This window comes from Natronomonas amylolytica (assembly GCF_037031205.1).
Lineage (GTDB): Archaea > Halobacteriota > Halobacteria > Halobacteriales > Haloarculaceae > Natronomonas > Natronomonas amylolytica.
This window is the reverse complement of sequence record NZ_JAYEZM010000013.1, coordinates 1-20,795: the sequence shown is the minus strand read 5'-3', so window position 1 is coordinate 20,795 and position 20,795 is coordinate 1. Positions and strand designations below refer to the sequence as shown.

Sequence of the window (20,795 nt, the reverse complement as noted above, 5' to 3'; positions counted from 1 at the left end):
CGCTACTCGTCGATCGGGTCGGGGGAACTGAGGTCCGCGTGGAGGATTTCTCCGTCGCGAACGACGTACCGCTTGGCTAGGACTGGGAAGCGGCACTTGGTGAACCCTGCCGTCTGGATATCGAACTCTTCGTCGGCTTCGAGGTGGTCGGCGAGTTCTCGCAGGAATTCGTGGGTCACGATGCCGCCCTCGTAGTCCGGGAGGCCGTTCTCCCGCGCCTCGTACACCTCGAAGTCGTCGTACCCCCAGATGGTGAGCTCTCCGTCTTCGGTAACCTCCCAGTCGAGCGTCCCGAAGCAGTATCTCTCACAGAGCTCGCGGACTGCCTGTGGATCCGATACGATCGCGCCGGTCGACGTCGTCGCAGCTTGCAGTGTCGCCATGTCTGGACTTCACGGGGTCGCCCCCGCACCCCTTTTGGGGGCGATAAACCGACGCGAGAGCTGCCTCCCCGGGCGTGGCCGGCGACTCCAGTTAGGAATCTGCGTGGGCGTCCGCCCCGGATCCGTCGCCCGACCGCGTGAGAAGGCTCACCTCCTCTAGGAGGTCTCTCGCGGTCTCGACTCGCTCTCGATCCGCGTCGTCCAACCGGTCGACGTCGAGTCGGTTGAGATTGCTGAGTATACGATGCATCCGGTAGCCCTGTTTGAACTCTTGCTCCATCGGAAGCGCCTCAACGCTCGCCGGCGCGGAAAGACCCACCATCGAGACTGGCGTCGGGCTTGCAGGAGCTCGCGGTCTTAACCAACGAACCTGGACGGTACTCGCAGGGTGTTGGTTAATCGACGCCCAGCACTGGGGCTACTCGAGGCTGGGTCCGTAGCGAGCCGAGGCACACACCTGGCACTCCCAGATCGGTTGTCCCGTCCACGCCTCATCCGGGACCGACTCGTGGGTCTTGAACCGATGGTCGGTCGCCCGTCCACAGTTTTGACAGTCGAGTTCCTGCGTCGTCGGTACCGACGACGCCTGGCGATCAGTCCCAGCTTCGCCAGTAGATTCGGTCAGCGCCATCGCTGGAACCAGCCACACCGCGTCGTCGGCGTCGTCGAGGACCGCGCCGAGACGCGACTCATCACAGATGCCGTTCCCACGCTGGTTGTAGAGCCGCGTCGGGGCTTGCTCCCGGCGCTCCGACACGCCCCCTGCGTTCCAGCCTGTCCGGGCCTAGGCGGCACTGAGAAGCCGCTCTCCCTCCTCTGACGACACCTGTACCGCGTCGGGGAGTGAGGGCCAATGTTCGGCCAGCTGGCGTGCCGGCGCCTCGTCGAGATCGTAGAGGAGCGTGTACTCGTCGACGGCCGGCTCCGCCTCGTTGGCAGAGAGGAGGTTCGCCGCGGCGCCGCCCTTCGCGACGGTGCCGTAGAACGTAGTCGACTCGACGACCAGGTGGACGATGCCGAGGAACGTCGTCGACGCCGACTCGTCCGTGTTGGTGGCTTCACTCTCGAGATGGTTGATGAGACAGAACCGGCATTTCGTCTGCCCGTCTGGGACTGCCGACCCACAAGACCGGCACTTGCCGTCAGCGGCCGTCGGTGAATCGGGATAGCCACCCGTGGTCGTCGCGACGCGTTGCCGTCGGGGGTCACTATCACACCTGTCCTTGAGCTTCTCGTCCGGAATGTGGGACGCCTCGCTGGTCGGCCACACGACCTCCGGGATATCGCGGCGACCGTGGCCGGCGTAACGCTACAGTTGGCCTCGTCGGATCAATCCGGTCGCGAGACGGACACCGGCCGAGATCCGCGACGCGCTGAGCGAGGGCTACAAGCACGAACTACATGTCGGCGACCGGTGACACTTCGATGAACTCACTGATAAGTAAGAATAGCTGGGATGAACCCTTCCTCTGAAGCGCCGCAAAAGAGCTAAGGAACGGGACTTGGTGGTGAGGGTATGACACTGACTGGCGCGGAGTTGTTCGTTGACGTCGCGGAGACGTATGGCGTGACGCATCTGTTCGGCAATCCGGGGACGACGGAGCTCCCGGTGATGGAGGCATTGAGCGACAGCGACCTCGATTATGTTCTGGGGCTACATGAAGACGTGGCGGTCGGCATGGCTGCCGGCTACGCAAAGACTCGCGGCTATCAGGACGATGACAGCCTCCCGGTGGGGCTCGTAAACCTCCATGTGGCGCCTGGCCTAGCGCACGGGCTGGGCAACATGTTCAACTCCAGTCTCATCGGGACGGGTGCGCCCCTTGTCGTAACTGCCGGCAATCACCCACAGGAACACCAGCTGCGGGAGCCGAATCTTGGCGCCGATCTCGTGGAGATGGCAGACCAGTTCACGAAATGGAGCGCGGAAGTGCCCTCTGCGGACGCCTTACCGGCACTGCTCCGGCGCGCGTTCCGCGTCGCCATGACACCGCCGACCGGCCCGGTCTTCCTTTCGCTGCCCATTGACACGATGCTCGCGGAGACCGATGCGACCCCAGAGCGTCTGGGGTCGATTCCGGATGGTGGTCTGGGCGACCCCCGGGAGGCAGCCGCGGCCGCTAACCACATCGTAGACGCTACAGACGTCGTCCTTGTGGTCGGTGATGGAATTCCCCGGTCGGGGCAGGACGCTGTCGATTCAGCTGTCGCATTCGCCGAAGCGACCGGTGCGCGTGTTCATGGCGAGCTCAAGGGCAGCGAAGTCAGCTTTCCCACCGGTCACGATCAATGGGCAGGTGGTCTCCCCCGCGACCAAGACCTCACTGCGAGTCTCCTTGATGCTGACGTGGTGGTTTTCGCTGGTGTCGTCTCCAACACGACGACGAATCCTCTCGAAATTGATCTCGTCCCTGAGTCTGTCACTAGTATCCACGTCTCAGATCACTCCTGGGAACTCGGGAAGAACGAGGTTGCTGACACCGCGTTGCTTGGTGATCCGGGCCGCTGTCTCGACCAGATTGCCGAAGAAATCGACGGTCGTCTTTCCAAGGCCACCATCGAGGACCGAAACGCGCGGGTTCAGGCAATACGCAGAGACCAAGCAGATTCCGAGGGTGTTGAGCGCGACCAGAACGACCCGCGTGCATCTGCGGATGAACTGGCAGCAGCAATACAGTCCTCGGCACCGGACGCGCGCATTGTCGCTGAGGCGCCGACGACTACCGCCCCCATTCTCGAGGCCCGTGACTTGGGTTGGGGCGACTTCTTCAAGAACCGCGGTGGCGGTCTCGGCTGGGCGATGCCAGCCGCGATCGGATCGGCTATCGCCGAATCCGAGACCGACGACCCGCGGGACGTGCTGGCGTTCATCGGTGATGGTTCCTATCTCTACTACTCGAACGCCGTCTACTCGGCGGCGCGGTATGGCGTGGACCTCACCTGCGTCGTTGCCGACAACCGCAACTACCGTATTCTGAAGGACAACGCGCTGCGCATCATGGGTGGCGAGGAATCCGACTACGAGTTCGTCGGCATGGACTTCGAACCGCCCGTGAACATTCCGATGACAGCGCGTGGCCACGGTGCAAGCGCTGAACTCGTGGACGACCCCGAGAATATTGAGAGCGCAATCACAGCCGGCATGAACGAAGAGGGGCCCACAGTGTTGGACATTCTGATACACGACTAGTCAATCTCAGCGTAGCAGGCAAGAAGATAGTACGAGTTTGGTGAGGGCAGTATGTCATAGAAAGATAGTCGTCCACTTCTGTCGATGCTCACCAGATAGACAAAAGAGACCAGTGGCGACGCTAGTCTCGACGAAAAACAAACTCGAACCCCCGAAGCTGACGCCCCGCCTTACTCGTCGAGTTCTTCGATCCGCAGATCCTCGTCGAACTGCAGGGTGTTCTCGATTTCGGCCTCGTCGACGTCCTCGAAGGACCAGCGGGCGATTGAACGGCGGTGGACCTCATCGGCCCCGTCAACGATGCGGAACGCGCGGACGCTTTCGTAGAAGTGCGCAATCGGCAGGTCCTTCCCGATCCCGTTGCCACCACAGCACTGCAGGGCGAGGTCGATCGTCTCGTTGGTGACGTTTGCGGTGCACATCTTCGACATCGCGACCTCGATGCGGGCGTCGCTGTGGTCGAGTTCGCGCGCTGCGTGGCGTACCATCGTTCGCGCGGCGTGGAGTTGGGTCTCGGCGTCGGCTATGCGGTGGCGTAGTGCCTGCTTCTCCTCGAGTTTCGAGCCGAAGGCCTCGCGCTCCTGCAGGTAGGCCTTCGCGATGTCAAGCGAACGCTCGGCCATCCCGGAGTAGCGCATGCAGTGGGTAAGGCGGCCGCCGCCGAGACGGAGTTGGGCGATGCGGAATCCTTCGCCTTCCTCGCCGATCGTGTTCTCGACGGGGACGCGAACGTTGTCGAACTTCACCTCGGCGTGGCCGCCTTCGCGCTCGGTGATGCCGTGGCCGCCGAGGTGAGGGATGTTCCGCTGGACTTCGACGCCGTCGGCGTTACGCGGCACAAGGATGATTGAAGTGCCCTCGTAGGGGTGGGCGTCGAGGTCGGTCCGGACCATCACCAGGTAGAAGTCGGCGTCCAGTCCGTCGGATGTCCACCACTTGTGGCCGTTGATGACCCACTCGTCGCCGTCCTTGACGGCGGTACTCTGGAGCATCTTCGGGTCGGAGCCGGCGCCGATCTTTGGCTCGGTCATCGCGAATGCCGAGGAAATCTCGCCCTGTACGAGTGGGCGCAGGTACTCCTCTTTTTGTTCCTCGGTGCCGACCAACTCGAGGGTGTGCATGTTGCCCTCCTGGGGCGCGTTGGCCCGAATCGCGAGCGCGCCGATCAGCGAGCGCCCGACCTGTTCGAACGACGGGAGCATGTCGCTGAAGTCCAGTCCCTGGCCGCCGTACTCCTCGGGGACCTGAGGTGCGAACAGGTCGCGCTCCTTAGCCATCTCCCACATGTCGTGGATCTCGTCCATGGATATCTCTTCGCTCGTGGCGAGTGCCTCGCGCTCGCGGGGGATGACAACCTCGTCAATAAAATCTTCTACGCGGCCCGCAACCTCCTTTGCTTTCTCGGAGTCGTGATACTCCATATCATTTATGATAATATACAGCACTGTAAAGATATAGGTAAGAAATCCCATAAATTGGCAATCAGTAGCGAGGGAATCGACTACGCGTTCCGCGACCTTGATCGACCGGACGATCTCGCTGACCTCCAGTAAGTGATTTGATTGACGTGAACCCTCATAGGACGAAAACCCCGCTCGGTCATAGTAGCATTCTGGTTGTGGGTAGTAGGTATTCCGGTGGTGATCGCCTCGTTAACATCAGCGACGGTGGTGATTTCATGGTGAGTTTCTGCTGGCGTGGTCGGCAAGCGATGTAATCCGGTTATTTGATTGATGGCGAAAACCCTCTCCCCGTTACGACAGAGGCCGAGCCGCCACGAGAACATTCTAGTCGCAACGATTCTGGGAGACGGCTCGTAATGCGTGCAGAGCATGGAGAGGTCAATATAATGGCGGGAGCGCGGAGCGGTATAGAAGTGGGGTGCATAGTCGTCACGTTTCGCTTCAATACACGGTTCCTCCCAATGGTTTTAGTTAAGAACAGCACGGCGACTTCTCACATTTAACGCCCTAAAAGTGTCTTAATCCGACTCCTACTAAGGTAATCTGATAATCTCTAGACGCTATATGACATAGTTCATTTTTGACAGAAAGTACATACAAATTTTACTACATAAATTTTAATTATTATTTAAAATAAAATTTTATTAATCTAAGTCTCCGTAGCGCAACTCCTAGAAATATTGTTAACACCCAGATATTTATATAATAATCGTAATATTCCTATGACAGGGTATCCCAGAGATATGAACACCCGAACCGCTAAAAAAAGCGTTGGTCAAAACCGGATACTGACCCGATACGTATTATTTTGGAAGAAAATAGAGGGGGGAAAGCTTAGTGAATATCGGCGTTCCGAGTGAAACCGAGAGCGGTGAGAACCGCGTTGCACTAGTCCCCTCTATCGCGGAGTCACTCATCAAGCAAGGCCACGACGTGTACGTCGCTGCTGGTGCCGGAGAGGCAGCCGACTGGAGCGATAACCAATACGAAACTGCCGGCTGTACAGTTGTCGCTGACCGCGACGATGTGTTCGAGGCGGCCGATGTCATCTTTCAGGTTCAAGCGCTCGGCGCTACTGACGCCGGAATCGATCCCTATCAGGAAGGCCAGATTGTTATCGGACTACTCGGACCGTACGATATCCAAGACGAGACACTTGCCGAGTTAGCCGACCGGAACGTCAGCACGTTCGCCCTCGAGTTGATGCCGCGAATCAGCCGCGCCCAGAGCATGGACGCGCTGTCCTCGCAAGCCAGCCTCGGCGGATATAAGGCCAGTCTGATGGCCGCCGAAGAGTTGCCCAAAATGTTCCCTATGGAGATGACCGCAGCAGGCACCGTCCAACCAGCGGAAGTCTTCGTCATCGGGGCCGGCGTTGCCGGACTGAAAGCCATCACGACTGCCGAACGCCTCGGCGCCTCCGTTCGCGCCTACGACATCCGACTCGAGGTCAAACGGGAGGTCGAAAGCCTCGGGGCGGATTTCGTCGAACTCGACCTGGAGACCGACGACTCCGGCGACGACGAGGGCTACGCCCGCGAGATGGACGAGGAGTTCTACGCCGCCCAGCGGGAGGAACTGAACCGCGTGGTCCCGGAGTCGGACGTCGTCATCACGACGGCGGCCATCCCGGGCGCACCCGCGCCCGAACTGGTCACCGAAGAGATGATCGCCGAGATGGATTCCGGGTCCGTTATCGTCGACCTCGCCGCCGAGACCGGCGGCAACTGTGAACCCACCGTCGCCGGCGAGACGGTCACCTACGAAGGGGTCAAAATATTCGGCCACACGAACCTGCCGGCGACCGTCAGCCACACCGCCAGCGATCAGTTCGCCAACAACGTCACCAACTTCCTCGAAAACCTGGTGACTGACGGCGACCTTGACTTCGACTTCGAGGACGAGGTCATCGATTCGACGCTACTCACACACGATGGAACGGTACGAGCACCACACCGCGACGACGAGGACGCAGCGGACGCAAGCGAGGATGCCGACACGGAGGACGGAACCGAAGCGGAGGCGGATGACGATGCGTAATCCGGAGGGGGTGACGCGATGACACTCGTCGGGAACCTGACGTTGTTCGTCCTCGCGGCGTTCGTCGGCTATGAGATCATCACCAAGATTCCGACGAACCTCCATACGCCGCTGATGTCCGGCGCCAACGCCATCTCGGGTATCACACTGATCGGGTCGGTCGTTGTCGCCGGGTCGGGCTCGGACTCGCTCGCGACCGTCCTCGGCTTTCTGGCGGTCGTGATGGCGACGGTAAACGTCGTTGGCGGCTACCTCGTCAGTCACCTGATGCTCGACCAGTTCAGCACGGGAGGATCGGACCGATGAGTGCCGTCCTCGGGGGCTTCCCGGAGTGGGTGCTATCGCTCGCGTATCTCGTGGCCGGGGTGATGTTCATTCAGGGACTGCGTGATATGACCCATCCCCGAACGGCGACGCGTGGAAACGCCACCTCCGCGGCGGGGATGGCCCTAGCCGTCGGCATCACGGTCCTGTGGTTCGATATCCTGTCACCGCTGGTCCTGTTCGGCGGACTACTCGTCGGCGCCGTCATCGGGACGTGGTTGGCACTAACCGTCGAGACGACGGAGATGCCACAACTGGTCGGGGTGTTCAACGGATTCGGCGGCGGTGCCTCGGCACTAGTTGCTGGCGCTGAACTGACCCAACTATTCAACGGAACTAGGACGCTCCCTGTCGACGTGACCGCTGCCGCAGCGATAGCCGGCATCATCGGGGCCGTCACCTTCTGGGGAAGCCTCGTCGCCGCGGGAAAACTACACGGGATAATCGGCGGTGCCATCCGGTATACTGGCGAGCACGTCGTCAAAGTCCTCTTCCTGCTGGGGGCCGTTTTCAGCGGCCTCGTACTCGTCGTTCAGCCGGAACTGTTCGGTTCAGTGCCGACGGCAAACTGGGTTCCTTCCTACTGGGCGCTGGTTGCGGCGGCATCGGTCCTCGGCGTGCTTCTGGTCATCCCCATCGGCGGGGCTGACATGCCAGTCGTCATCGCACTCCTGAACTCCTATTCCGGATTAGCAGCCGCAACGACCGGCTTCGTCCTGAACAATACGGTGTTGATCATCGCTGGGACGCTCGTCGGGGCCTCGGGGATGATTCTGACGGTCATCATGTGCGAGTCGATGAACCGGTCGTTGACGAACGTCCTCTTCGGTGGATTCGGCGAGGACGCCAGCGGCGGCGAGGATATGGACGATATCTATGAGGGGAACATTACCGAAACATCCCCTGAAGAGGTGGAGATGCTGCTGGACGTGGCTGACCGCGTGGTTATCGTGCCGGGCTACGGGATGGCTGTCGCTCAGGCACAGCACGCCGTCGCCGAGTTGGCCGACCTGCTCGGCGAAAACGGCGTCGACGTCGAGTTCGGCATCCACCCCGTCGCTGGACGAATGCCCGGCCACATGAACGCGCTACTGGCCGAGGCTGACGTGTCCTACGACAAAATGCGGGAACTCGAAGCGGTCAATCCGACGTTCTCCGAAACGGATGTGGTCATCGTGACGGGTGCCAACGACGTGGTGAACCCCCGCGCCAACGAGGACGACTCCAGTCCCATCGCTGGCATGCCAGTCCTGAACGTCACCGACGCGCGCTCGGTCATCGTCAACAAGCGCAGCCTCAGCCCCGGATTCTCGGGCATCACGAACCCGCTGTTCGCTGACGAGGACACCAGTATGCTGTTCGGCGATGCCAAAGAGTCCATGCAGGAGCTAGTCAACCACTACAAGGAATCTTCCTCTTGAATTCCGGTCATATTAAGAGGAAGGTAATCAGAACACGAGTGGATACCTAGTGAGGTCATTGAAGTAGATATCCTCGACAATTAAGTGCCCAAGCGTGGTACGGCGAACTTCGTAAAATCGTTCTGATGTGTGTATTTATAACACCAAGCGCACCATGGCACAGTGAAATCAAACGCACTCTGTCAGTTCACTGGAGACCTCCTTTATTCATCCAGCTAGATTATGCTCCTCGACCCAACATTCTACACAACTGTTATACAATGTTAGAGGCGGCGTTAAATCGGTATCTCTATTACGTCGTCGCGCCCTGACGGTATAGTTTGAATCGAAGACCATCACCTGTTGTTCAGGTCGTCTGCGTTGGCACCGCAGAGACGCGAGCGACCAACACGCTCGCGGTACCGACCACCACTGAGAGCAAGCCGGCAACAATGACGACGCCTCTGAGGGCGACATCAAAGCCGATTGCCGGTTCGAAACGGGAAAGAACGAAACCAATAGCCAACGGTGTCAAAGTCCCAATAAGTCGGCCGAACGACTCGGTGAGGCTGACCAGTCCGCCACGGAGTTCTCGTGGAGCCAGCCCAGTGATAATTGTCCGGTAAAGAGAGAGAGCAAAGCCGACTCCGATGCCCATCATAAAGACGGCGGTGAGGGCAGTCGACGACGAGCCAGCCATTGCAAAGGCAACAAGGCCACCTCCGAGCAGGAGATTCGCAGTTATGAGTGGGACGGCGGTCCGGTCGAAGGTGCTGACGACGCGCCCAACCTGCGTGGCGGCCATCGCGTAGACGACGCTAAACAGCGCGACATAGAGACCAGCCAGCCGAACCGTTCCGTCCTGCAATGAGACCACGATGATAGAGTTGTAGGTGAGAAACGCGACGAAGGGGAGGACGACGATGCCACGAGCCAGCACGTAAGCGAGGACTTTTCGTCGCATCGCCAGCCGGCGGAGTCTGCCGAGGTAGCCGCTATCCGAAAGTGCGTTAAGTCTGTTCGTTCGCCCGGGGACATCTTCGAGCGTGACGGCGACCGCGACCGCGACGGGGATCGCCAACCCGTAAAGCAAAAACGGGAACTGCCAAGTGAAGGCAATGACGATGCCGGCTATAGCTGGAAAAACTGCCTGTGAGACGCCACTGGTCGCAAAGCGGAGGCCTTGGGCTGTTGCTTCGTCGTTATCGGCATAGCGGTCGCCGAGTACCGTGATAATTACCGGGATGATGCCCGAAAAGCCGATTCCCTGCAGGACTCGCAGGGAAAGAACCAATCGGAAGTCAGTCGTGAAAGCGATAGCGACACCACCAGTTCCGAAACACAGCAGACCGCCGACTATGACTGGCTTCCGACCAAGTCGGTCCGTAACGTATCCGAGAACCGGAATAAGAACAACCGCAGGTGCCGAAACGGCCGTCACCATCAGGCCAATGACTGACGGCGAGACGCCGAATGGACCGGTCAGCGAGTCGAGAATTGGTGAGACGAGCGCGGTGCCAAGCGCGCCGGTAGCGCTCGCTGCGAGCAACAGCCGGAAATCGCGGTCGCTGACCATGCCGGCATTGGCTCCGAACAGCCGTTCGACAAGGTCCACTACCGGTCGCTTCTCCGCTGTCGATAATAGAGTCATCGGTAACGGTGAGGGCAACCGGTAGCTGGTGGTGCTCATGAGATTGCCCACGATTCTCAACTACACGAATTACTTCCAAAAGTGGTTCTATTTGAAATAAAAGTCGTCAATCTGGAGGTCACTCCACCATCGCAGCGATGGCTCGCTGGTCTGCTTTTCTGGCAACGAGTCGTCGAATCGAATCCTGCGGGGCACTTACAGTCGGGAAGCGAGTTGCTTCTGGTGAACGTCTAAGCGGCGAATGACGGCGCCATAGTTCGCCACATTGCTCGTTCTAAACGCCAACAACAGCCGCCCCAAAGAGTTGAACGAACAACCCCGTTTCAGGAGGGTTATACTGGACCATTCCTCCGACTGAACCCGCACAATGGGTATCGCTGCACTACTTCGGTCTGAGTTTTCGGGTGCCGTAATTGACGAAGTTGGTTTTGTTAGTGGGTAGTGTTAAGTACCAACACAGACAACTGAACAATTGAGGGGGTCACGAGCAGATTGGCAGATGAAAGATAATGTCAAACGATTACAACAAGCGATAGAAAGCCTTGAGGAAGAGCGATCGCTGGCTCGGCAGGAATGCCGTGCGTGGAAATCATTCCTAAAGGCGGTTAGACTCTCAACCACGTCGACAGCGCAAGCGACAGCCGGTGCTGAAAGTGAGCGAAATAGAACGCGGGTCGAGACGCTCCGTCGGCGCTACGAGGAGACTGTGATGGACACCCCAAACTACGACAAGGAGTACGGTGAAACTATTGATGAGAGCCTGCAGGCGGAATTCGGCACAAACCTCGCCGAGAAACTGTCCTCGGGTGGCGGGCTACGTCCGCTAACGAGACGGAACCTGCTGGTCACGACCGGCGATCGAGTCGAGCAGAACCGTCGCTACGCAGCAACCCTTGATGATGAGTGCGAACACCTTCGGGAAGCCAAGGAACGAATCCAGGCTATCGAGTCACAGCTAACATCGGTACGCCCGCCGACGGACTCCGGCATGCCGATAGAGCAGCGCATCGAGGCGTGGTCGACGCTCGAAGAACTGGAGGAACGATGCCAGCAGCTTCTTGTTGACCGACAGCAGTTCATCGACAAGCAACTGCGGCCAAGCATTGACAGCGACATCGACGTATTTACTGAATATCTCTACGAAGAAACTGGCTCTCGGCACCCTATCCTTTGGGTGGTCGCCGCCATCGCCAAGAAAATTGAAACGCTCCGAACTGGTAACCATCTCCAATCGGATAGTCTGCCGTAGTAATCTCGACTGCCGTCTCATCAACTTCGATGTCGTGGTGCCGTGGAATTCCTAGCGTTACGGGTTCTACAAGCAGATTGGGTGGCGATCGATGATACCGGTTGTGGTGAGACAATCACCCTGTTCAGCTGTAGGGTTTTGCTGACAGCTGTCGGGGCCTCCACAGAACTATCGATCCGACATCAACGATGGGACGGCAATTCTTACTGAGGTACTGACACCTTCCCACGCACAAGCAGATCGATATTCCGTTGGTCAGCGGGTGGAGTTTGTCCGTAATGTGGTTAAGACGTTCCGTTACATGGCTACTCACCAGTTTGTGTGGCGGTGTGCCCCTCGATAATCTCGCTGGACACGGCCCCTGTGCTAGAGACGAAGTACGAATGCGTCCACAGCGAGGACAGGTTGAAGTCGAACCCCTCGCTGAGTTGGCGCAAAGAGTATCTATTAATCTGTTGCATTACCTTGTTAGGAGCGAGCGTCAAGTCGCCTGTTATAAACAAGTGAACGTGATTAGGTGTATCGCCAACTCCAGTATCTCTAACCCGAGTTCGTTGGCTTTGTCCTCAATGAGTTCCTCAAGTCAGTCGCGTACCTCTCCGGCCCATTCGTAGCTGAAGAAAGAGAAATACGTAGCTACACAAAGCTACATGACGGCAAAAGGGTTCAATAGAGACAGAGATTTCCCCGTAAAGATGTTACGCAAACATCCAACCCCACTATGGCTATGAGCGGGGAAGATTCTCAGTTAGATTATTCCATCCGTTAACGGTGGGATTTCGCCTCGCTACCGGCTATAGTAGAGGGGACGTTTTCACATCCGTAGGGGACAGACCTGACGGAGGGTAACACCGTCCATAATATTCGTCATTACTTCGGAGCGGAGGCTTCAGGAATAGCTACCACTCCGATTCAAGTCGACGGGCGAGCGCAGCCATCTGCTCTGCCCGCCATTCGGCATACACCGGACAACTCGTATCGGGATTATCGAGAAATTGTTGAATAAGCATTTGATCGAACTCGTGGCTGCATGATCCCTCAACACTTTCGAAATATGGGCATTCCGAGAAGCAACTGACTGCTGATGAGTTGACAGGGGATGGCTTAGAGCTCATAGGTTCACCAGTTCTTGCTAGAGTATAGCACTCACAAATAATTATTGTTTCAGTGAGTCAATTGGCGGCCAATTTGTAACAATCACTCCATTGTTAGTGTTGGTTCGTCGACTTGAGTTTGCTGCCCAGTCCTAAGGAATTCGGTTCGTCTCCGAACAATCAACTTAGAAATGTGTATTTTTGTTACCAACCTGCAGTCAAGCTAACTTGGAACCAATAGAATTAATTCCCCGCTAGCAGCAGTCTCTCCAAGTGCTGGCAGTCCCAGTGGCGGCAGGTGATATTTAGTGGCTGAGCCATCGGACGACACCGACGAAATCGTCTTCGACTCCCTTGAGTCGGTTACCCACGGTGCCGTCGTCAACGGTGGCGGCGTGTTCACACAACGGATGCTCCAGTTCATAGTGAACTTTGCGCTCACCCAAGGTCTTCCCGTAGCACTGTTCGGCGTCTATTCGTTGGGCGATCGTATCATCCGCCTCCTCTCTCGATTCTCTCCACTCGGTTCCGACCAGTCAGTCGTCCGGTTCCTCCCAGAGTACGACGATTCTACCCGGCGGAACCACATCATTGGCATCGCCTACGTAACCGCGGGAGTCGTCAGTGGCCTCATTGCAGCCGGAATGTTCGTGCTGGCGCCGATAATCAACACAGTTACCCTCGAACACCCCTCCTTTGTCGGCGTTATTCGGCTGTTCGCGCTGATGCTGCCGGCGTTTACATTCATCCGACTGTTCGCCAATATCTTTCGAACCCTCGAACTCGTTGAGTACCAGACACTGCTGTTACGGGTGGGAATTCCGGCGGCCCGCCTTGTCGCAGTTTTGGTCGCATTCGTCCTCGGCTATTCAGTGTTTGGTATCGTGGGTGCAATCACCTTGACGACGACTGTGCTGGCGGCCCTTTCCTTCGGACTGATCCTCCAACAGACCGATCTCCGTGCCGGCCAGCCGACACTCGGGGAGTCTTGGGAGTTCTACAACCACGCTGTCCCGAGTGCAGCCTCGCGAGTGGGGTTGGTGCTTCGCAGCCGCGTTGACGTCCTTCTGATCGGCTGGCTTCTGACAGCAGAAGCCGCCGGCATATACAATATCGCTTTATTCCTGACGGGGTTTATTACCCTGCCGCTGATTGCGTTCAACTCTCTACTTCCCGCGGTCGCCTCAGATCTCTACACCGACGGCGAATACGCCGTTCTCCAGTCAATGTATAGCGCGGTTACCCGCTGGATCGTCACCGTAACACTTCCGATAGCTCTTATTTTGCTCATATATCGGGTTGAGCTACTCGGCGTGTTCGGGTCCGCCTTCACCCACGGGTCGATGGTGGTGGCGGTGTTCGTCATCGGACGGGTGATTGCAGCGGCGGTAGGTGCGACTGGCTGGCTGCTGTTGATGACTGATCACCAGTACCTCCGGATGGTGAACTCTTGGGGACTGGGGATTCTGAATATCGGGTTGAGCTACTACCTCGTCCTCAGACTCGGCCTTGTCGGTGCCGCTCTCGGAACGGCAGGGTCGTTAGCGTTCATCAACGTCCTTCGCCTCGGACAGTTATGGTACTTAGAGGATCTCCAACCATTTACCCGCAAGTACCTCAAGCCGGTGGTGGCTGCAGTCGGGATGGCCGCCGCGATGGTCGCTTTTCGTCCCCTGTTGGAGGGGGTCGTCCTGCTGGTCGTCGGAGCCGCAGTGGGAGTGGCAGTGTTCGTTACCCTGCTTTGTTTGCTGGGTATCGATCCCCGCGACTACCGATTGTTCGCCACCCTGTTCGAACAGTATCGACCCAGCGGAACCGTCAAAATCAGCCGACGCTCCGACTGACCCTATACGTCCACGACCTCCAGAACCTGTATGTTCCAAGCGGTCGGAAATTAACTAGGTTGGTACAGGTGGTCGGCGTGGTTTACGGCATTTCGAACTCCGCCAATTGGAACTCCCTTGTAAATGGAGAAGGGCCTACTAGGGAAGAACACCTTAACTGACAAAATACCCTGAGCAAAGTAAAGTTATGCTATCGGCATAGAATTCCCCTATCTATGATATAAATAGTGAGGGTTGTGGTGTATTAAACCGATGTCCGATTTGCTAGCGTACTTCGGGTCGTTCGAACGAGGCTGGCAGGCCTGTCTGCTGGCAGCAGTAATCATTGCTGGAACCTTCGTTTACACTCTATGAAAACGGGTATATGGAAAGTCATCCCGGGCCTCGGCTTACTCGCTGTCGTTGCTGCCGCCGCACGACTCCTCGGGTCAGCTATCCCGTTTTTGACGCCGCTCATCCTCGCCGTCGCGCTGGGAGCTGTCATCGCCAATGTGGCTGGTCTCCCAAACTGGGCGAAGCCGGGCATAGAGAAACATTCGCTCTTTCTAGAGACAGCAATCGTCCTCTTAGGTGCCAGTCTCTCTTTGGACTCTATCGTCGCTGCGGGCCCCGTGGTCGTGGCACTCGTTCTTTTCGTGGTTGTCTTCGGGGTCGTGTTGGTCATTGTCATTTCTCGTCTCGTTAATTTGGACGAGCGAACCGGCTCACTTCTAGCGGCAGGATCGAGCATCTGTGGCATCTCGGCTGTTGCGGCGGTAGCACCGGTCTGTGAAGCTCGTGAACACCAAATCGCGCATGCAGCCGCGACGATTCTTCTTTTCGATGCGGTCACGCTGGTCGCCTTCCCCATCGTCGGAGGCTCTCTCGACCTTGGGGCCCGCTTCTACGGGATCTGGATCGGGCTTTCGATGTTCTCTACAGGACCTGTCGCCGCTGCCGGGTTCGCTCATTCAGCGGCGGCAGGTGAATGGGCGACGATGACGAAACTCGCTCGGAACGCACTAATCGGGGTTGTTGTTCTGGGCTTCTCGGTCTGGTACACAAATCAAGACGACACGGAATCATCACATTCAATGAAACGGCTCTGGACGGACTTTCCGAAATTCCTCGTCGGCTTTATCGCACTCGCGGCAGTCGCGAACACGGGCGTACTCTCCGCGACTGTCCTCGACTCGATCGGGGTGGCCTCAAATGTACTGTTCCTAGTTGCTTTCGCCGGACTAGGGTTCGAGATTCGATTGGGAGAGATGCGTGAAGCTGGCCTGCTTCCGATCGGGGTCGTCGGTGTCTATCTCCTAATTATAAGCGGAATAACCTACTTGTTGGTCACGTTTATGTTCTGACCGACAGCTGGAACCGGTTAGAGACAGCTCCTACGCCCGGTTAAACCAGTTACAAAGAACTAGTAACACGGTGTATGACAGTGCCGTTTCGGACACGCGTGGGCAGGTAGAGGCTGACTTTCACGCAAAAAACGTGGTCGATGTGTGCTTAGTAACGGCACATAATTCTGGAACCCCAATGATAATTGTGCTCCAGAATCCACCCCATGCTAGAAGATGTCACAGCAAATTAGCGGTGCGAACGTACTGGAAGAGACGACTATCGTCGATGCTGACGTCCACCTCTCGCGGGGGATTTCGGTCGACGAGGTGGCGTCCCACATGGACGAGCCCTACGAGAGCCGGGTCCTAAGCGAATACTGCTATCCAGCCTCAACCGGCAGTGACTGGGATCCATATATGGGAGAAAAAATAGAAGGGCGAGCGCTCGACAGTCCGGAGACGGTACAAGAAGATCTGGTCGATGGGTTCCACGTTGATTATCCGATTCTCAATACCATCTCTGGGGCGGCCAAATCACCCAACACCGACCTCGCCGTCGAACTGATGCGCGCGAACAACCGCGTCATCCTCGAAAAATTCCTCGATCCCAGCGACTTCTACGGACTCGCCTGTATCGCACCCCAAGACCCCGAGGCGGCCGCCGAGGAAATCGACCGTCTCGGCGACGAAGACCAAATCATCGGCCTCTTCGTAGAGAGTTTCGCCCAAAACCCCCCGCTTGGTGACTCCTCCTATGACGTCATGTACGAGGCCGCCGAAAAGAACGATCTCACAATCGCCTTCCATGGCGGCGCAGCCACCACCTTTAAGTATGACTTCCCGATTCAAAACCAGGGCCTCGAACAGTTCTTGGAGATTCATACGCTGGCGCATCTGTGGCAGTCGACGCTGGCGTTGACGAGTCTCATCGTCGAAGGCGTCCCCGAGAAGTTCCCTGACCTCAACTTCGTGTTTCTCGAGGCCGGAATCTCGTGGGTGCCCTATATGATGTGGCGACTCAACAAGGAATACTCGATCCGGCGGAGCGAGGCTCCCCTCTTGGAAAAGAGTCCTGAAGAGTACATCCGTGATCAGTTCTACTTTGCCAGCCAACCGCTCGGCGAACCCAACGATCCTACCCAGATGCCGGAGATGATCGATATCCTCGGGACAGAGTCGGTGATGTTCGCTTCTGATTACCCCCACTGGGACTTCGACCATCCCGACGAACTCGGCCAACACCTCCAGCAAACCTTCACCGCTGAGGAACGCCAGCAGATTCTGGGTGATACCCCTGCCGAAGCCTTCGGCATCAACATCTGAACGGAAACCGACCTCGGGGGCTCGTTTCGGTTCTATATTCCTCAGTTTTGAAATCGCCTGTGAACGGACAGTAATCTGTAGTCAGTAGCCGGGAAAAACCAATCAGCGGGCACTGTATCCGTATTCCAGCCCACGGACAAGTGCAGTCAGTACCCGATTGAACGGTACCTCAACACTGCAATCCTCGGCGAACGAGACGATAGCTCCATTAATTTCATCTATCTCGGTACGACGGCCGCTTTCAACATCCTGTAGCATACTTGATCGGTGGCCGTCCGCGCGCTTGCGAATCTTGGCGAGTCGTTCTAGAGCAGCTGCTTGCGGTTCGTCATGTGGAAAGTCGACACCGCGTGCAGTTCCGACTGCGACGGCCTCCTCCAGCACGCACGACATGGCCCACCAGAGGTCGTCCCGCTTCAGCAATTCGTCGTTCGGCAGACGAGTCAGGGCAGCGAACGGTTTGACTGCGAGACTGACGAGCTGTTTGTCCCAAATAACGGGCTCCGGGTCGTCTACCACCGTGACGCCGAGGCCCGCATCGTCGAACACAGCCGCCACTTCCTCAGCGAACGTCCGATCAGGGCCTCCAACGATGGAACCTCCAGCAGCTGTGTGATAGACATCGCCCGGCGCTTCGATCATCGCCCCTTCGTAGGTGACGCCAGCCAGAACCCGATTCGAATCGACAAACGACATCAACCGGTCCCTGTTCCGGAGCCCGTTCTGTAGTGTGAGTATGCGCGTCCGCTCGTCGAGGCAGGCTCGATGCTGCTTCATGGCATGCGACGTCTGGTGGGCCTTCACAAGCACGAGAGCAAGGTCGACGGGGGCGACATCCTCTGCGTCGGCTGTTACAGGGACATCAATTTCGAGAGGGCCGTCTCCGTCGTCGAAGAGATTAATTCCATCCGCACGGAGACGGTCAACGTACTTCTGACGATGATGGAGCAGCCAGACGTCGTGTCCGCTGGCGGCTAGTCGTCCACCAAAGAGACAGCCGAGGGCACCTGCACCGATGACTGCGATTCTCATAACCATCTGTATCGTAAAGGGACGGTAAAATCGTATCCCCTGAACAACCGGTGAATAACTCCAGTCCCTTCGAGTAAGAACCGAATTCGTACCAATAGACGTCCGAGAGCGGCGAAAGTTTGATGACTGTTTCTAGCACACATAGCATATGGCACAGAGCCAGCCACCAAAGGCACTAGAAGAGACGCTCGTCATTGATGGGGACGTCCACCTCACCATCCCACCGAGTGAGGCGGCCGCGTATATCGATGAGCCATATAAGAGCTTCATCGAGAATCCAACCTACACACCAGTTCCCTTCGACGGATGGAACCGGGAGATGGGAGGTAAGATACAGAGCGACCGGGTCGAGTCGCCAGCCGACATCGAAGACACACTCTGTAAGGATTTTCACGTCGATCACCCGATCGTCAATGGGCTCCCAATGCTCGCACGGATCCAACAGACCGATCTCGCGAACGCCCTGATGCGGGGTTTCAACGACCTGCTCTTGGACCGGTTCCTCGACGAGAACGAGGACTTCTTCGGCCTTATCTCGCTCGCGCCTCAGGATCCAGAGGCGGCTGCCGAGGAAATCGAGCGGGTGGGCGACGAGGATCAGGTCGTCGGTATATTGCTCGATACCGTCGGTGCGAATCCACCGATTGGTGATGAGCGCTACGACGTTATTTATCGTGCCGCTGCAGACAACGACCTCCAAGTCGCCTATCATGGCTCGGTGAACGGCGGTGCGATCGAGTTCCCGCGGCAGAATCAGGGCTTCGAGCAGTTTCTCGAGGCCCACACGCTGTTCCACAGTTGGGGTGCGATGATGACCCTGACCAGCCTGCTCGTCAACGGTGTTCCTGAAAAGTTCCCGGATCTCAACTTTACCATCCTAGAGTCGGGAGTCTCGTGGGTACCGTACACCATGTGGAGACTCAACAAGGAGTATTCGATTCGGCGGAGCGAAGCGCCACTACTGAAGAAAAGTCCCGAGAAGTACGTCCGCGACCAGTTCTACTTCGGCACACAGCCGATTGGTGAACCGGATGACCCCGAGATGATACAAAAAATGATTGAACTCGTGGGGACCGATTCAATCATCTTCGCGACTGACTATCCACACTGGGACTTCGATCACCCAGACGGCGTTGATCAGCACCTCCGGAAGACGTTCTCCGAAGAAGACCGGAATAAGTTGTTGCACGAGAACGCTATCGAAGCGTTCGGACTTGATCTCTAACCTCTGTCTCTACTTGTTTCGTCGTATCTGGGTTCGTGAGAATCACGACTGAAATCTAAGGGGCGCACAAGAGTGGGTTTCGCTTACGAGCGCTGGTCAGACACGAAACCAGTAACGGGTTGATGCACGCAGCCATGTGTATCGTTCAAATGAATCGGTTGTCACCCGCCCGGTACAGACCCTCTACCGCAAATATAATACGGGTAGAAAGTTTTGTTAGTAAGTGACGAACCATGTCACCGCAAGCTAATACCACGCAGATCCTTGAAGAGACAACTACCGTCGACGCCGACGTCCACCTCTCCATCGCACCGGAGGAGCTGGCAGCTCATCTTGAAGAGCCGTACGAGAGTCGGGTCCTAAGTGAGTACTGCTACCCAGCATCGGCCGGCGCCGACTGGGATCCGATGATGGGCGGCAAAATCGACACCCGTCGACTCACCCATCCGGAACAAATCGAGACGGAACTAGTCGAACCATTTCATATCGACTACCCGATTCTCAATACTATCTCCGGTATCAGTCGGCTTCCCAGCACCGATTTAGCCGTCGAGCTGATGCGGGCTTACAATGATGTCCTGATCGAGAAGTTCCTCGATCCGACCGACTTCCACGGCTGTGCACTCATCACCACTCAGGATCCTGAGGCGGCCGCCGAGGAAATCGAGCGGGTGGGCGACGAAGACCAGATTGTCGGTCTGTTCATCTACGCGACGACGCCAGACACGCCGCTTGGCGACTCCTCCTATGACGTCATATACGAGGCTGCCGAAAAGAACGATCTCGCCATCACATTCCATGCGGGTGCCGCTACCTCGTTCCAGTACCAGTTCCCGATTCAGAACCAAGGGCTCGAACAGTTCCTGGAGGTGCACACGCTGACGCATCTGTGGAGTCAGACGCTCGCGTTGACAAGTCTCGTCGTCGAAGGCGTCCCCGAGAAGTTCCCTGACCTCAACTTCGTGTTTCTCGAGGCCGGAATCTCGTGGGTGCCCTATATGATGTGGCGACTCAACAAGGAATACTCGATCCGGCGGAGTGAAGCACCACTCCTTGAGAAGAGTCCTGAAGAGTACATCCGTGATCAGTTCTACTTTGCCAGCCAACCGCTCGGCGAACCCAACGATCCTACCCAGATGCCGGAGATGATCGATATCCTCGGGACAGAGTCGGTGATGTTCGCTTCTGATTACCCCCACTGGGACTTCGACCATCCCGACGAACTCGGCCAACACCTCCAGCAAACCTTCAC

The 20,795-nt window shown here is 57.4% G+C and carries 15 protein-coding genes and 2 pseudogenes; 10 read left to right on the top strand and 7 right to left on the bottom strand.

What is annotated here, in order from left to right:
• Positions 1 to 2: 2 nt before the first annotated feature.
• The 3 genes and pseudogenes from U5914_RS15810 to U5914_RS16925 form a co-directional block, all read right to left on the bottom strand.
• Entirely contained in the window at positions 3 to 383 is a 381-nt protein-coding gene (locus U5914_RS15810; protein WP_336136707.1) for a hypothetical protein, read from the bottom strand.
• Positions 384 to 474: 91 nt separating this feature from the next.
• Positions 475 to 663 (bottom strand): DUF8012 family protein, encoded by a 189-nt coding sequence (locus U5914_RS15805; protein WP_336136767.1) that lies wholly within the window; start codon positions 661 to 663, stop codon positions 475 to 477.
• Between the two features lie 138 nt (positions 664 to 801).
• Positions 802 to 1,665 (bottom strand): annotated as a pseudogene (locus U5914_RS16925) (biosurfactant protein 1).
• A gap of 234 nt (positions 1,666 to 1,899) precedes the next feature.
• On the opposite strand from U5914_RS16925, the gene U5914_RS15790 reads away from it, so the two are divergent.
• The gene (locus tag U5914_RS15790; protein WP_336136704.1) at positions 1,900 to 3,573 is read left to right on the top strand and encodes a thiamine pyrophosphate-binding protein; all 1,674 of its coding nucleotides are present in this window, start codon (positions 1,900 to 1,902) and stop codon (positions 3,571 to 3,573) included.
• Between the two features lie 170 nt (positions 3,574 to 3,743).
• On the opposite strand, the gene U5914_RS15785 is transcribed toward U5914_RS15790, so the two are convergent.
• Complete coding sequence (locus U5914_RS15785; RefSeq protein WP_336136703.1) at positions 3,744 to 4,994, bottom strand: acyl-CoA dehydrogenase family protein; 1,251 nt, start codon at positions 4,992 to 4,994, stop codon at positions 3,744 to 3,746.
• A gap of 879 nt (positions 4,995 to 5,873) precedes the next feature.
• Between U5914_RS15785 and U5914_RS15780 the strand changes: the two genes are divergently transcribed.
• From U5914_RS15780 to U5914_RS15770, 3 genes are read left to right on the top strand one after another with little or no spacing between them, the layout of a single operon-like run.
• Positions 5,874 to 7,076, top strand: coding sequence for a Re/Si-specific NAD(P)(+) transhydrogenase subunit alpha (locus U5914_RS15780; RefSeq protein ID WP_336136702.1), 1,203 nt, complete (start codon positions 5,874 to 5,876; stop codon positions 7,074 to 7,076).
• A gap of 18 nt (positions 7,077 to 7,094) precedes the next feature.
• A complete protein-coding gene (locus tag U5914_RS15775) occupies positions 7,095 to 7,382 on the top strand; it encodes an NAD(P) transhydrogenase subunit alpha part 2 (RefSeq protein WP_336136701.1) in 288 nt (95 codons plus the stop codon).
• Entirely contained in the window at positions 7,379 to 8,821 is a 1,443-nt protein-coding gene (locus tag U5914_RS15770) for an NAD(P)(+) transhydrogenase (Re/Si-specific) subunit beta (protein ID WP_336136700.1), read from the top strand. Before U5914_RS15775 ends, U5914_RS15770 begins: the two co-directional genes overlap by 4 nt.
• Before the next feature lie 346 nt (positions 8,822 to 9,167).
• On the opposite strand, the gene U5914_RS15765 is transcribed toward U5914_RS15770, so the two are convergent.
• Positions 9,168 to 10,415 carry an MFS transporter gene (locus U5914_RS15765; protein WP_336136699.1) on the bottom strand — a complete coding sequence of 416 codons (1,248 nt, stop codon included), beginning with the start codon at positions 10,413 to 10,415 and terminating at the stop codon, positions 9,168 to 9,170.
• A 535-nt stretch (positions 10,416 to 10,950) separates the two neighbouring features.
• Here U5914_RS15765 and U5914_RS15760 point away from each other — a divergent pair.
• A complete protein-coding gene (locus U5914_RS15760) occupies positions 10,951 to 11,700 on the top strand; it encodes a DUF7260 family protein (RefSeq protein ID WP_418766785.1) in 750 nt (249 codons plus the stop codon).
• Between the two features lie 305 nt (positions 11,701 to 12,005).
• Here U5914_RS15760 and tnpA read toward each other — a convergent pair.
• A pseudogene (tnpA, locus tag U5914_RS15755) lies at positions 12,006 to 12,301 on the bottom strand (IS200/IS605 family transposase); the annotation flags it as partial.
• A gap of 801 nt (positions 12,302 to 13,102) precedes the next feature.
• Between tnpA and U5914_RS15750 the strand changes: the two are divergent.
• From U5914_RS15750 to U5914_RS15740, 3 genes are all read left to right on the top strand, one after another.
• Positions 13,103 to 14,638: a lipopolysaccharide biosynthesis protein gene (locus tag U5914_RS15750; RefSeq protein ID WP_336136697.1), complete on the top strand. Its 1,536-nt coding sequence runs from the start codon at positions 13,103 to 13,105 to the stop codon at positions 14,636 to 14,638.
• A 350-nt stretch (positions 14,639 to 14,988) separates the two neighbouring features.
• The gene (locus U5914_RS15745) at positions 14,989 to 15,981 is read left to right on the top strand and encodes a YeiH family protein (RefSeq protein ID WP_336136696.1); all 993 of its coding nucleotides are present in this window, start codon (positions 14,989 to 14,991) and stop codon (positions 15,979 to 15,981) included.
• 216 nt (positions 15,982 to 16,197) lie between these two features.
• Complete coding sequence (locus tag U5914_RS15740) at positions 16,198 to 17,286, top strand: amidohydrolase family protein (RefSeq protein WP_336136695.1); 1,089 nt, start codon at positions 16,198 to 16,200, stop codon at positions 17,284 to 17,286.
• A 102-nt stretch (positions 17,287 to 17,388) separates the two neighbouring features.
• Here U5914_RS15740 and U5914_RS15735 read toward each other — a convergent pair whose 3' ends face one another.
• Positions 17,389 to 18,318: a ketopantoate reductase family protein gene (locus tag U5914_RS15735; RefSeq protein WP_336136694.1), complete on the bottom strand. Its 930-nt coding sequence runs from the start codon at positions 18,316 to 18,318 to the stop codon at positions 17,389 to 17,391.
• 148 nt (positions 18,319 to 18,466) lie between these two features.
• On the opposite strand from U5914_RS15735, the gene U5914_RS15730 reads away from it, so the two are divergent.
• Together U5914_RS15730 and U5914_RS15725 are read left to right on the top strand one after the other, a co-directional pair.
• On the top strand, positions 18,467 to 19,543 hold the full coding sequence (locus tag U5914_RS15730; protein WP_336136693.1) for an amidohydrolase family protein: 1,077 nt from the start codon (positions 18,467 to 18,469) through the stop codon (positions 19,541 to 19,543).
• 233 nt (positions 19,544 to 19,776) lie between these two features.
• Positions 19,777 to 20,795, top strand: a 1,019-nt coding sequence (locus tag U5914_RS15725) for an amidohydrolase family protein (RefSeq protein WP_336136692.1), incomplete at its 3' end; no start/stop codon positions are given.

Coding starts and splice junctions, on each gene's coding strand:
- U5914_RS15735 (WP_336136694.1), bottom strand. CDS start 18,318: ATGAGAATCGCAGTCATCGGTGCAGGTGCCCTCGGCTGTCTCTTTGGT.
- U5914_RS15790 (WP_336136704.1), top strand. CDS start 1,900: ATGACACTGACTGGCGCGGAGTTGTTCGTTGACGTCGCGGAGACGTAT.
- U5914_RS15775 (WP_336136701.1), top strand. CDS start 7,095: ATGACACTCGTCGGGAACCTGACGTTGTTCGTCCTCGCGGCGTTCGTC.
- U5914_RS15785 (WP_336136703.1), bottom strand. CDS start 4,994: ATGGAGTATCACGACTCCGAGAAAGCAAAGGAGGTTGCGGGCCGCGTA.
- U5914_RS15810 (WP_336136707.1), bottom strand. CDS start 383: ATGGCGACACTGCAAGCTGCGACGACGTCGACCGGCGCGATCGTATCG.
- U5914_RS15760 (WP_418766785.1), top strand. CDS start 10,951: ATGAAAGATAATGTCAAACGATTACAACAAGCGATAGAAAGCCTTGAG.
- U5914_RS15745 (WP_336136696.1), top strand. CDS start 14,989: ATGAAAACGGGTATATGGAAAGTCATCCCGGGCCTCGGCTTACTCGCT.
- U5914_RS15770 (WP_336136700.1), top strand. CDS start 7,379: ATGAGTGCCGTCCTCGGGGGCTTCCCGGAGTGGGTGCTATCGCTCGCG.
- U5914_RS15730 (WP_336136693.1), top strand. CDS start 18,467: ATGGCACAGAGCCAGCCACCAAAGGCACTAGAAGAGACGCTCGTCATT.
- U5914_RS15805 (WP_336136767.1), bottom strand. CDS start 663: ATGGAGCAAGAGTTCAAACAGGGCTACCGGATGCATCGTATACTCAGC.
- U5914_RS15740 (WP_336136695.1), top strand. CDS start 16,198: ATGTCACAGCAAATTAGCGGTGCGAACGTACTGGAAGAGACGACTATC.